The organism is Mesorhizobium sp. M0317 (assembly GCF_040321555.1).
In the GTDB taxonomy this organism is placed as follows: Bacteria; Pseudomonadota; Alphaproteobacteria; order Rhizobiales; family Rhizobiaceae; genus Mesorhizobium.
In genome coordinates, this window is sequence record NZ_JAMYRV010000026.1 from 78,432 (window position 1) to 90,150 (window position 11,719).

General features: G+C 58.5%; 10 protein-coding genes and 2 pseudogenes. 11 read left to right on the forward strand and 1 reads right to left on the reverse strand.

Annotation, left to right across the window (positions count from 1 at the left end; genetic code table 11):
- Positions 1-297: 297 nt before the first annotated feature.
- Entirely contained in the window at positions 298-1,626 is a 1,329-nt protein-coding gene (locus tag NKI88_RS18955; RefSeq protein WP_023706359.1) for a dicarboxylate/amino acid:cation symporter, read from the forward strand.
- 304 nt (positions 1,627-1,930) lie between these two features.
- On the forward strand, positions 1,931-2,962 hold the full coding sequence (locus NKI88_RS18960; RefSeq protein WP_023672231.1) for a LacI family DNA-binding transcriptional regulator: 1,032 nt from the start codon (positions 1,931-1,933) through the stop codon (positions 2,960-2,962).
- A gap of 728 nt (positions 2,963-3,690) precedes the next feature.
- Here NKI88_RS18960 and NKI88_RS18965 read toward each other — a convergent pair.
- Positions 3,691-4,716, reverse strand: a complete 1,026-nt coding sequence (locus NKI88_RS18965) for a LysR family transcriptional regulator (RefSeq protein WP_023807977.1) — start codon at positions 4,714-4,716, stop codon at positions 3,691-3,693.
- 237 nt (positions 4,717-4,953) lie between these two features.
- On the opposite strand from NKI88_RS18965, the gene NKI88_RS18970 reads away from it, so the two are divergent.
- The 9 genes and pseudogenes from NKI88_RS18970 to NKI88_RS19010 form a co-directional block, all read left to right on the forward strand.
- Entirely contained in the window at positions 4,954-5,547 is a 594-nt protein-coding gene (locus NKI88_RS18970; protein WP_023694280.1) for a NodA family N-acyltransferase, read from the forward strand.
- Positions 5,544-6,203, forward strand: coding sequence for a chitooligosaccharide deacetylase NodB (gene nodB / locus NKI88_RS18975; RefSeq protein WP_023806351.1), 660 nt, complete (start codon positions 5,544-5,546; stop codon positions 6,201-6,203). Before NKI88_RS18970 ends, nodB begins: the two co-directional genes overlap by 4 nt.
- 14 nt (positions 6,204-6,217) lie before the next feature.
- The gene (gene nodC / locus NKI88_RS18980) at positions 6,218-7,576 is read left to right on the forward strand and encodes a chitooligosaccharide synthase NodC (RefSeq protein WP_352656566.1); all 1,359 of its coding nucleotides are present in this window, start codon (positions 6,218-6,220) and stop codon (positions 7,574-7,576) included.
- A gap of 14 nt (positions 7,577-7,590) precedes the next feature.
- Positions 7,591-8,220 (forward strand): nodulation methyltransferase NodS, encoded by a 630-nt coding sequence (gene nodS / locus NKI88_RS18985; protein WP_031198788.1) that lies wholly within the window; start codon positions 7,591-7,593, stop codon positions 8,218-8,220.
- 35 nt (positions 8,221-8,255) lie between these two features.
- Positions 8,256-8,489 (forward strand): annotated as a pseudogene (locus NKI88_RS18990) (carbamoyltransferase N-terminal domain-containing protein); the annotation flags it as partial.
- Positions 8,490-8,543: 54 nt separating this feature from the next.
- Entirely contained in the window at positions 8,544-9,455 is a 912-nt protein-coding gene (gene nodI, locus NKI88_RS18995) for a nodulation factor ABC transporter ATP-binding protein NodI (RefSeq protein ID WP_023706355.1), read from the forward strand.
- A gap of 3 nt (positions 9,456-9,458) precedes the next feature.
- Positions 9,459-10,247, forward strand: coding sequence for an ABC transporter permease (locus NKI88_RS19000; protein ID WP_023806355.1), 789 nt, complete (start codon positions 9,459-9,461; stop codon positions 10,245-10,247).
- 64 nt (positions 10,248-10,311) lie between these two features.
- Complete coding sequence (locus NKI88_RS19005; protein WP_023806356.1) at positions 10,312-11,286, forward strand: LysR family transcriptional regulator; 975 nt, start codon at positions 10,312-10,314, stop codon at positions 11,284-11,286.
- 8 nt (positions 11,287-11,294) lie between these two features.
- Positions 11,295-11,554 (forward strand): annotated as a pseudogene (locus tag NKI88_RS19010) (hypothetical protein); the annotation flags it as partial.
- Positions 11,555-11,719 lie beyond the last annotated feature (165 nt).

The window sequence follows — 11,719 nt, forward strand, 5'->3', positions numbered from 1 at the left end:
GTCCAAAGCCGGCTAATGAGGAACCCACCACGCTTTTTGCAGCAAAGCCGCTAGCCAGAGGGATCGACCCGCAAGCACTCTGCCAGAGACCATCAAGGGCGTTCGGACCGCGGCCTTGCCCGCTGGTCTGACACCGCATTCCTCCATCATTGGCGAGCCCACGTCAGTTCAGGTGATGCGGATTCATCTGGCATGGGTATTGCGGCGGCGGTGGTGCAGCGTTCGACCGGAGCGCCGCGATAGGGAGAAGCCCGGGAGAAGTCACGCCACCTCGATCCGGTCAGGGAGAGAGAAACAGTGTCAGCTGCACAAGTCCGCGGCGCGAGTCCCGCGCCCCGCAAACCCTTCTACACCAAGCTCTACGCCCAGGTGCTTGCCGCCATCGCGCTCGGCGTCGCAATTGGCTATTTTTATCCGGAGACCGGCGAGAGCCTGAAGCCGCTGGGTGATGCCTTCATCAAGCTGGTCAAGATGATCATCGCGCCTGTCATCTTCCTGACAATTGCGACCGGCATTGCCGGCATGAACGATCTTCATAAGGTCGGCCGGGTCGCCGGCAAGGCAATGGTTTATTTCCTCACCTTCTCAACGCTCGCGCTGATCGTCGGCCTCATCGTCGCCAATGTCGTCCAGCCTGGCGACGGCCTGAACATCGATCCGGCCTCGCTCGATGTCCAGGCCGTGAATACCTATGCCGCAAAAGCCAAAGCGCAGTCGGTCACCGGCTTCCTGATGAACATCATCCCGCCAACGATCGTCGGTGCCTTCGCGGAAGGCGACATCCTGCAGGTGCTGTTCTTCTCGGTTCTGTTCGGCATGGCGCTTGCGATGGCCGGAGAGACGGGCAAGCCTGTCGTTTCCTTCCTCCAGGCGCTCATTGTGCCTGTCTTCAAGCTCGTCGGAATTCTGATGAAGGCCGCGCCGATCGGCGCTTTTGGCGCGATGGCCTTCACCATCGGCAGATATGGCATCGGTTCGGTAGTCAACCTCGCGATGCTGGTCGCGACGTTCTATTTCACCGCCTTCCTCTTCGTGTTCGGGGTTCTCGGCGCAGTCTGCCGCTACAACGGCTTTTCGATTTGTTCTCTCATTCGTTACATCAAGGAAGAGCTGCTGCTTGTCCTCGCAACGTCCTCCTCGGAGGCGGCGCTCCCGTCGCTGATGGAGAAAATGGAGAAGGCGGGCGCCAGGCGTTCGGTTGTGGGTCTCGTCATCCCGGCCGGATATTCGTTCAATCTGGACGGCACGAATATCTACATGACGCTAGCGGCTCTCTTCATCGCACAGGCGACGAACACGGATCTGTCCATCGGCGATCAGGTGCTGCTGCTGCTCGTAGCAATGCTTTCCTCCAAGGGCGCTGCAGGTGTGACAGGTGCGGGCTTCATCACCCTGGCGGCTACGCTCGCGGTAGTTCCGAGTGTTCCCGTTGCTGGGATGGCACTGATACTCGGCATCGACCGATTCATGTCCGAATGCCGGGCGCTGACGAATTGCGTCGGCAACGCAGTGGCATCCCTCGTCGTCGCACGCTGGGAAGGAGAGTTGGACCGAGCACAGATGAAAGCTGCCTTCAGCGGTCATCAGCTTACCGAGGCATCAAACCGGCTACCCTCCTGCAAGTAAGGTGGGCGGCCCACGACCTGTCAAGTCGCTTAGCTGGTCACATAACTGAACGACCGACCCGCAGCCTCTAAACGGCTCCTCACGGACCATGTATCAGAAGCGCTAAATGTGTGAGTGCAAATCGTCACCGCCCTTTAAGCGAATGAGCCTTTCAGTATACCCGGCCGGTTTACGTCTGCAATGATGTTCGTCCAACACGTTGTGCCCATTCGTATGGGGACGTCTTCACTTCGCCACCCGAAACGGAAACGCGCTAGGCGGACAGAGAGCCGGCCCGCGTCAAAAACCAATCAGAATAGGACCTATGACCAAGCGCCCCACGATTGCCGATCTCGCCCGCGAAGCCCGAGTCAGCGTAGCAACGATCGATCGGGTTCTGAACGCCCGCCATCCGGTGCGCGAGGAGACCGCGCGGCGGGTCCACGACGCCGCCCAGGCGATCGGCTATCATGCTGCCGGGCTAATCAAGCAGCGGTTGCGGCGAGACCTACCGCACTACCGTCTGGGCTTCATCTTGAGAAAACCGGCCCAGCATTTCTACCAAGATTTTGCGCGCGAGGTCGAAGCATCGGTCAATTTGGCCCAGTCCTTCCACGGCATTCCGCTCGTCGAATTCGCCCCGTCACATATGCCGAGCGACCTGATCGCGCCGCTCAAGGAGTTGGGCGCACGCTGCCATGCAATCGCGATGGTGGCACCGGACCACCCGAAAATCACAGCAGCGGTTGAGGACCTCAAGGCCAAGGGCATTCCGGTTTTCTCGCTGCTTTCCGACTTCGCCGCCGGCGTGCGACAGGGGTATATCGGCCTCAACAACCGCAAGGTGGGGCGCACGGCCGCTTGGATGGTGTCCAAGGTCGCAAAACGGCCCGGCAAAGTGGCGGTGTTTGTCGGCAGCCATCGTTTCCAGGGGCACGAGCTCCGTGACGTCGGCTTTCGCTCCTATTGCCGTGAGAACGCGCCCACGTTCGAGGTGCTGGATCCGGTCATGAACCTCGAGAAACGGCAGATCACCTACGAGGCAACGCTTGATCTCATGCAGCGGGAGCCCGAGCTCGTCGGCTTCTATGTCGCCGGCGGCGGCATGGAGGGCGCCATCTCCGCGCTCCGAGAAGAGGGCAAAAGTCGGGATCTCGTCGCGATCGTGAATGAAATCACACCTGAGTCTCGGGCAGCGCTCGCAGATAACATCGTCACGATGGCGGTCGCCACGCCAATGCGCCGGCTTTGCCAGGAGCTGATAACGCTGATGACACGGGCTATCGAGACCGGCACCGCTGAAACACCCGGCCAGACATTTCTGCCGTTCGACATCCATCTGCCGGAAAATATATGAAGGTTCATAAGCGGGAGTTTCCTTTCATAACGAGAGAAAGTTGAATGATGGTCCCTCCACACGGGTGGGCGCACCCCCGGGCCCTAGCCGCGGCCCAGGACGAAGAGCCAATTGGGTATCGGCGGCGCCTTAAGGCGGAAGCGCGAGGTAGATTGCCTAGATCCGCAGCGTCAACCTCCACCGGCTTTACTGCCAACATGCCCGACGTTCTCGTGAAGGGGGTGTGGTCAATGATCCCGCACGGCAATAGCCGAGCGAGGCCAGCACAGTCCATTTGGGGGTCGACCTCGTCGACCGCCATCTCCTCGCCTGGCTGCACGTGAAAAGCCGCGGCACAGCCGGCAAGGCAGGAATTTAACCGGGCTAACCATCTTCTGGGACTTCGCACGCAAATCGAGGCGGCAGTCAATTCAGTAGCAGCCCGGGCGTGTGTTCTGCTCGTTCCGGCCCCTCGCACTTAGCAAGGAACTGCGCCGCTCTGCCGGGCCAAAGGCCCGACGCCCGAAGGGCAACCGCTCCGACGCGATCGCGTCCGCCTCCAGAAGCCGCCATCGAAAGAATGCTCGCGTCGTCACCACCTACGGCCAAGGCGGGCAATCAAGGCAGCTGGCATCACTCTGCCACACATCCTCGACGAGCAACTCGCCTGAGATCAGCCCCAGAACGTAGGCAACACGCGCCGCGCCGGCGCTTGTCGAGATGCTGATCGGCCCGTCTACAGGGGGCGATTAGGTGGGGCTTAACATCTTCCGGGACTTCGCACGCGATTTCGAGGTGGCAGTCGGTACCAAGAAACGAAAGGTCGGATCGGCGTGCCCGAGACGCTCAATGATTTCAGGCAAAGGCGCCAGGCGAGATGCCTCCTGCAACATCATTTCCCGCATCCACATGCTTGCCGGATCACTATTGTGAAGCTCAGGCCATTGGACGGCTTCCGTGAATGCAGGAGGAGGAAGTGGCGGCGGAAGTTGGACAATCCGCAGGGGTGTTGCTTTTGCGAAATGCTGCGCCAGCCGTAAGGGCATGGTCCCGATGCGGTTGGTGCCTGACAGGACGGGCGGGATCAGGCTAAAGCCCTGTACGACAACTTCGATACGTCTCTCGAAACCGTGCTCGAGCAAATACCATTCCTCCATGGTGGGCTGCCGGGTGTGCCTGAATTTGAGCACAACATGTCCCATGCACAAGTATCGCTCGAATGTAAGTGGCTCCGACAGCTGCTTGTTCGTGCCGCAGCCTACGCCTACGAGCTTATCTTCGAACAGGGCTGCGCGAGGATGTTTCGACATGAACACTTCCGGCATGATCAGAAAATCAACGTCGCCGCGCCGGAGAAGCTCCTCGGGGTCGTCGCAAATAGGCAGACATTCAAAGCGAACGGCGGGAGCTTCCTGCGCAGCGCGCTCTACTATCTTCCTAAAAAATACGAGCGTGATGTAATCGGAAAGCATGATTCGGAAGAGACGATCCGATTGGGCCGGGTTGAAGGCGTCGGGGGAAATAATCGATAGCTGGATGTGCAGCAATGCGTCCCGGACTGCTGGGGCGAGCCCGTCGGCGCGCGGCGTCAAAATGAGCTCGCGGCCGTTCATCGTAAATAGCTCATCGTTAAAATAGGCGCGTAGCCGAGCAACGGCGGCGCTCATGGCCGGCTGGCTCAGGTTGATACTGCGAGCCGCGGCAGTGACTTTACGCTCCCTCATCAGAGCGTCCAGCACAACGAGGAGATTTAGATCCAGCCCTTTAAAACGCATGTCATGTTCTATCCAACGTGTGGATGCGTATCATTCAAACAATCAATTTTACGAATTTACGAGCCATGCATTAGAGGAACGGAAAGTGAGCGACGTCAAGCTCAAATCGACGACACGGGCCGGAACTCGAGAGAGCGTCTGGCTCACCTTCGCCAACGACAACGGCTGAGTGCAGCCACCAACGCCGCTTTGGTCGAGTAATGCGGCCGCAAAAACCAATATGAAGAGAGGTCCTGAATGCGCCATCAGGTGCAGTGGAAGTTGTGCTGGGAAAACGAGTTGCAGCTCTCCGATCACGTTAAGCTCGCCGAGTTCTTTCGTGATACGTACGGGCCGACTGGGGCGTCCAACGCAGAACCGTTCGAAGGTAGTCGAAGCTGGGCCGGAGCCAGGCCTGAACTCCGCGTAATCGCCTATGATTCAAGCGGTGTAGCGGCTCACATGGGCATACTGCGCCGTTTCATCAAGGTCGACGCGGTCGACCTGTTGGTGGCTGAGCTGGGCCTGTACGGGGTACGTCCGGACCTTGAGGGTCTGGGAATCGCCCATTCAATCCATGTCATGCTTCCAATACTGCAGGAGCTTGGCGTTCCATTCGCTTTCGGAACGGTCAGGGACGCGCTGCGGAATCATGTTGAGAGGTTCGGACGGCGATACAGCCCTATGGCCGTTTTGTCGGGAATTCGCGTGCGCTCCACCCGACCAGAGGCCCGCCTCGACCTGCCGCCCACACGCATCGATGACGCACTCACCATTGTTCTGCCAGTTGGACGGCCGATCAGCGAATGGCCCACGGGCACGATGATAGATCGGAACGGACCAGAGCTATGAGCTGGTCCGATTGCTTGTACGAAGTGCGCCGTGAGTGCTCTGACGGCACCGGCCGTCGAAGCGTTTATCTGACGTTTGACGACGGTCCCAATCCACTTTTCACACCGGAGATTCTCGACGTGCTGGCAGAGCAGCGGGTGCCGGCGACTTTCTTCGTCATCGGCGCCTACGCCTTAGAGCACCCAGATCTAATCCAACGGATGATCGCAGAAGGGCACGAGGTAGGCAACCACACGATGTCTCATCCGGACCTGTACCAATGCGGTTTCGGCGAAGTGCAACGTGAGGTCTTTGAAGCGAACGACGCCATCATGAGAGCGTGCCCGCAGGCCTCGGTCCGCTTTGTTCGCGCGCCCTACGGCGCCTGGAGCGAAGAAGTCTGCACAGCATCACAGATCGCCGGGCTGGCGGCCCTTCATTGGTCCGTCGACCCTCGAGATTGGTCTCGCCCTGGAGTCGAGGCGATTATTGATAGAGTGCTCGCCTCTGTCCGGCCGGGCGCAATTGTACTCTTGCACGACGGATGCCCTCCCGGCGAGTTGAGCCAGGGCGCTCACGCCGGCATGCGCGACCAGACGGTCACGGCGCTGTCCCGGCTGATTCCAGCACTGCGTGAGCGCGGATTTGTAATCCGCTCACTTCCTCAACATCACTGAACAAACGAGATCCCATGACACTTCTTGGTACAACCAGCACTGTGGCCATTTCGCTTTATGCACTGCTCTCGACTGCCTATAAGAGCATGCAAGGGCTTTATGCTATGCCGACAAAGGATTCGTCGGCGTTGGAGGTTCTCGTCGGCTCCGACAAACTGCCCAGCGTGGATGTCATCGTCCCCTGCTTCAACGAGGATCCGCGCACGCTTTCAGAGTGCCTGGCTTCCATTGCAGAGCAAGAATACGCCGGAAGACTTCGGGTCTATTTGGTTGATGACGGTTCTGGAAATCGCGAAGCCTTAGGAACTGTCCACGAAGACTACGCGCGCGACCCCAGGTTCGACATCATTTTGCTTCCCGAGAATGTTGGAAAGCGCAAGGCGCAGATCGCCGCGATACGCCGCTCATCAGGGGATCTGGTGCTTAACGTTGATTCAGACACGGTACTCGCACCCGACGTCATTTCCAAGCTTGTACCGAAGATGCGAGATTCAGCGGTCGGCGCAGTCATGGGTCAGTTGACGGCCAGTAACCGAACCGAGAGCTGGCTGACCAGGCTGATAGACATGGAGTACTGGCTGGCTTGCAACGAGGAGCGCGCGGCACAGGCTCGCTTCGGTGCCGTTATGTGCTGTTGCGGCCCATGTGCCATGTACCGCCGGTCTGCGCTCCTTTTGTTACTGGACCAGTACGAGTCGCAATTTTTTCGGGGCAAGCCAAGCGACTTCGGTGAGGATCGCCATCTCACTATCCTGATGCTGAAAGCAGGCTTTCGAACCGAATACGTTCCGAGCGCCATCGCGGCCACAGTCGTTCCGAACAGACTCGGACCGTATCTGCGCCAACAACTCCGTTGGGCACGAAGCACATTCCGGGACACGCTGCTTGGGCTGCGCTTGCTGCCTAGCCTAAATAGCTATCTCACGTTGGACGTGGTCGGACAGAATCTCGGCGCGCTACTCCTCGCCCTATCGGTATTAACGGGCCTCGCACATTTCGCACTGACAGGCACTGTGCCTTGGTGGACAGGACTGATGATTGTGTCCATGACCATGCTCCGATGCAGCGTGGTAGCATTTCGTGCTCGACAATTTCGATTTCTTGGCTTTTCGCTGCACACGTTCATCAACGTCTTTCTCTTGCTTCCGTTGAAGGCCTACGCGCTGTGTACCTTGAGCAATAGCGATTGGCTGTCACGAAGCTCTGCTGTCGCTACATCGAACACTGGGGGAAAACAGGCCCCCACCCAAACTCCGATCACTGGTTCCAGCAGGGCAGAATTCTCGCCCCATTCGGCTCCGCTTCGCAGGCTCAATCTTGCGCGGGATTCTTCGGAATTAGTCCTGTCGGACAACATTTGCGGCGACGAGTGATCGCTACTTACCTGATGGACGAGAGGTGCACGAGTTTGACCCAGAACGCGAATCATCAGTTGCTTGATCGGGAATTGGCCGCAGACGATCCGTGGCGCCTCGACGGCAATCCGTTCGAGCAGAAGCGCCACACGCAAATGCTCCAGCTGGCGCTTGCCCAAGGCTCCATTACAAATGCCCTCGAAGTCGGGTGCGCTGCCGGCGCATTCACGGAAAAACTAGCCCCCTACTGCCAAGGGCTCACCGTCATCGATGTCGTGGCGCAAGCGATTGCTCGAGCACGTCAACGGATAAAGGAGCCGTCGCGCATCAACTGGATAGTCTCCGATGTTCAACAGTTTTCGACCAACGAGTTGTTTGACCTGATCGTTGTGGCGGAGGTCCTCTACTACCTCGGAGACATAGCCGAGATGCGCGCGGCCGTCAAAAACCTGGTGCGGGTGCTTGCGCCAGGCGGGCATCTGATCTTCGGATCGGCAAGGGATGCTAATTGCCGTCGCTGGGGTCACGCCGCTGGTGCTGAGCCGGTCATCGCCATGCTGAACGAAACGTTGATCGAGGTAGAGCGTCTTGAGTGTCGGGGCGAGTCGGTCAACGAAGACTGCTTGCTCGTCCGTTTCCGGAACCCGATTTCCGCTTCCTGATGAATCGAATCTATCGCCGTTAACGTGGAGACACTATGCGCATCTGTGGTACCAAGCTGACCCATGATGGGGCGATCGCCCTGGTCGAGGATGGACGGCTCGTCTTCTGCGTTGACCAGGAAAAGCGGCACAACGATCCGCGTTACCAATCCATCGATAATCTCGACGCAATTGTTGCCGCTTTAGCGGAGCAGCGGCTAGATCCTTGTGATGTCGATCAGTTCGTTATCGACGGCGGGGATGGCGAAGACGAGTCACAGTTTCAGGTCGGCAGGCAACCAAGCAACCGCCAGTTTTGTCGTCCCTCTCGGTAAAATGAACCCATGTCCATGGTAGCGATCGACCTTACTGACGTAAGCAAAACTTATGACAAGCTCGTTGTCGACAGGCTGTCGTTCCGCGTTGCGGCGGGGGAATGCTTCGGGCTCTTGGGACCGAACGGCGCGGGCAAAAGCACGATTGCGCGTATGGTCCTCGGCATGACATCGCCTGATGCGGGGAAGATTACTGTGCTCGGCGCTCCAGTGCCGGCGCGCGCGCGTTTGGCACGTATGCGCATCGGCGTGGTCCCGCAGTTCGACAATCTTGATGCCGCGTTCACTGTACGCGAGAACCTGTTGGTGTTCGGGCGCTACTTCCGGATGAGCAGACGCCAGATCGATGCGGTCATACCATCGCTGCTTGAGTTCGCCCGCCTCGAGAACAAAGCGGATGCGCGCGTCGCCGAACTGTCCGGCGGCATGAAGCGGCGCCTGACGCTCGCGCGTGCGCTGATCAATGACCCGCACTTGCTGGTGATGGACGAGCCGACCACCGGCCTCGATCCGCAGGCCCGCCACCTGATCTGGGATCGGCTGCGATCGCTGCTGGCGCGGGGCAAGACTATTCTTTTGACTACCCATTTCATGGAAGAGGCCGAGCGGCTGTGCGATCGGCTGTGCGTTATGGAGGAGGGGCGCAAGATCGCCGAAGGTCGCCCGTCCGAACTCATTGACGAGCAGATCGGCTGTGACGTGGTCGAGGTCTACGGCGGCAATCCGCATGAACTGGGTGCGCTGATCCGGCCGTACGCACAGCGCATCGAGGTGAGCGGTGAGACGCTTTTTTGCTATGCACCCGATCCGGAGCAGGTGCTGGCGCAGCTACGCGGGCGCACGGGTCTACGCCTTCTGCAGCGTCCCCCCAATCTCGAGGATGTGTTTTTGCGGTTAACCGGGCGCGAGATGGAGGACTGAACAATGGGCGAACGTTATGCGGCGGGCATGCCCGCCAATGCGTGGAATTGGGTCGCGGTTTGGCGCCGCAACTATCTTGGATGGAAGAAAATCGGGCTTGCATCGGTTCTCGGCAACCTCGCCGATCCGATGATCTATCTGTTCGGTCTCGGCTTTGGCATCGGAACAATGATAGGTCCTGTTGAGGGCACTTCGTACATTGCGTTTCTCGCGGCTGGCATGGTTGCCACAAGCGTGATGGCATCGGCGACCGCTGAAACGGTCTACGGGAGTTTCGGCCGCATGGGCGACCAGCGCACCTGGGAAGGAATGCTATGCACTCAGCTGACGCTCGGCGATATCTTACTCGGCGAATTGGCGTGGGCAGCCACGAAGGCCCTCATGGCGGGCACAGCAATCACTATTGTTGCCACCACGCTCGGATACGCATCGTGGCCATCCATCCTCTGCTTGCTGCCAGTCATCGCTCTCAATGGCCTCGCCTTCGCGAGTCTAGCGATGGTCGTCACGGCGCTTGCGCCCAGCTATGAATATTTCATATTTTATAATACGCTTGTTATTACACCCATGCTGTTCCTTTGCGGCGCGATGTTTCCGGTCAACCAATTGCCCGGCGCTTTTCAGTATGCTGCCTCCTTATTGCCGCTCGCACATGCAGTCGACCTCATTCGTCCAGCGATGCTTGGCCGTCCGATTGACAAAATGGGCCTGCATATCGGCGCGCTTTGCATATACACGGTTTTGCCCTTCTTCTTTTCGATTGCTCTTTTTCGTCGAAGGCTGATGCGTTGACGCTACTCACCATTCGAATTGGATGTTTGGGCGCAACCCATTCACACGCCGCCTAGATCAAGACATGCGTTTTAAAGGACTCGATCTGAACCTCCTCGTTGTGTTGGACGCTCTGGTCAGGGAACGTAAAGTCACCGCGGCGGCCCGCAGTATTAACCTGAGCCAGCCGGCAATGAGCGCCGCCGTTGCTCGGTTACGCGCCTATTTCAGCGATGAGCTATTTACGATGAGCGGCCGCGAGCTCATTTTGACACCGCGCGCTGAGGGGCTCGCCCCAGCAGTCAGGGAGGCATTGCTGCACATCCAGCTATCGATTATTTCCTGGGACGCCTTCAACCCAGCCCAATCGGATCGTCGCTTCCGGATCATCCTTTCCGATTACATCACGCTCGTATTTTTTAAGAAGATCGTAGAACGTGCTGCGCGGGAAGCTCCGGCCGTCCGCTTTGAATGTCTCCCTATTTCCGACGACCCCGAGGAGCTTCTCCGGCGCGGCGACGTTGATTTTCTGATCATGCCGGAAGTATTCATGTCGAAACATCCTCGCGCAGCCCTGTTCGAAGATAAGCTCGTATGCGTAGGCTGCCGCACGAACAAGCAGCTGTCAGAGCCACTTACATTGGAGCGATACTTATCGATGGGGCAGGTTGTCCTCAAATTCGGGGACACCCGGCAGCTCTCCGTCGAGGAATGGTATCTGCTTGAGCACGGTTTCGAGAGACGTATCGAAGTTGTCGTACACGGCTTTAGCCTGATCCCGCCCGTTGTATCCGGCACCAGCCGCATCGGGACCATGCCCTTACGGCTGGCGCAGCATTTCGCAAAAACAACACCCCTGCGGATTGTCCAACTTCCGCCACCACTTCCTCCCGCATTCACGGAGGCCATCCAATGGCCTGCGCTCCACAATAGTGATCCGGCAAGCTTGTGGATGCGTGAAATGATGTTGCAGGAGGGATCTCGTATGATTCCTCTGCCTAAGAGCACCGGACGTCTCAGTTGTCCGCAAATTGAGAAACTGCTCCCCCCTCGACTATGAGAGGAGGCATGGATGGCGATTGGAATTGGGAGATTCCTGCATTGTCGAGAACGATGTGGAGAGAGCTGATGCTTCAGCCTAAGAGGTAGCAGCGATGCTGCGGCTGCATGAACTTGGCTGGTGGAGCGAACCGATGGGCGAAGGAATTCGGGTGCGCGCGCAACACGGTGCGTCGGTATCTCCGCCACGGCGGGACCGTTCCGTTTGGTAAACCTGTTCGGCCGACCGCGTTGACGGGCTGGACGATTGGCTGCGAGAGCGCTTGTTTCCGGTCCCCGCCGCCTGCGAGCCCGCAACTGCTCAGCAGAAGGGCGAAGCGAACGAGAGTGCATCCATTTCGTAAATGTGTGCCTATCCAAGCAATCGATTTCTCCAATTGTCCGATGACGAATATGAACGACTCAGGCAGGGACATCATTAGGAGTATTTTTCG

Excerpts from the sequence above, each read along its gene's own strand:
- NKI88_RS18960 (WP_023672231.1), top strand. The coding sequence starts at position 1,931 with ATGACCAAGCGCCCCACGATTGCCGATCTCGCCCGCGAAGCCCGAGTC.
- NKI88_RS18965 (WP_023807977.1), bottom strand. The coding sequence starts at position 4,716 with ATGCGTTTTAAAGGGCTGGATCTAAATCTCCTCGTTGTGCTGGACGCT.
- NKI88_RS18970 (WP_023694280.1), top strand. The coding sequence starts at position 4,954 with ATGCGCCATCAGGTGCAGTGGAAGTTGTGCTGGGAAAACGAGTTGCAG.
- nodB (WP_023806351.1), top strand. The coding sequence starts at position 5,544 with ATGAGCTGGTCCGATTGCTTGTACGAAGTGCGCCGTGAGTGCTCTGAC.
- nodC (WP_352656566.1), top strand. The coding sequence starts at position 6,218 with ATGACACTTCTTGGTACAACCAGCACTGTGGCCATTTCGCTTTATGCA.
- nodS (WP_031198788.1), top strand. The coding sequence starts at position 7,591 with ATGGACGAGAGGTGCACGAGTTTGACCCAGAACGCGAATCATCAGTTG.
- nodI (WP_023706355.1), top strand. The coding sequence starts at position 8,544 with ATGTCCATGGTAGCGATCGACCTTACTGACGTAAGCAAAACTTATGAC.
- NKI88_RS19000 (WP_023806355.1), top strand. The coding sequence starts at position 9,459 with ATGGGCGAACGTTATGCGGCGGGCATGCCCGCCAATGCGTGGAATTGG.
- NKI88_RS19005 (WP_023806356.1), top strand. The coding sequence starts at position 10,312 with ATGCGTTTTAAAGGACTCGATCTGAACCTCCTCGTTGTGTTGGACGCT.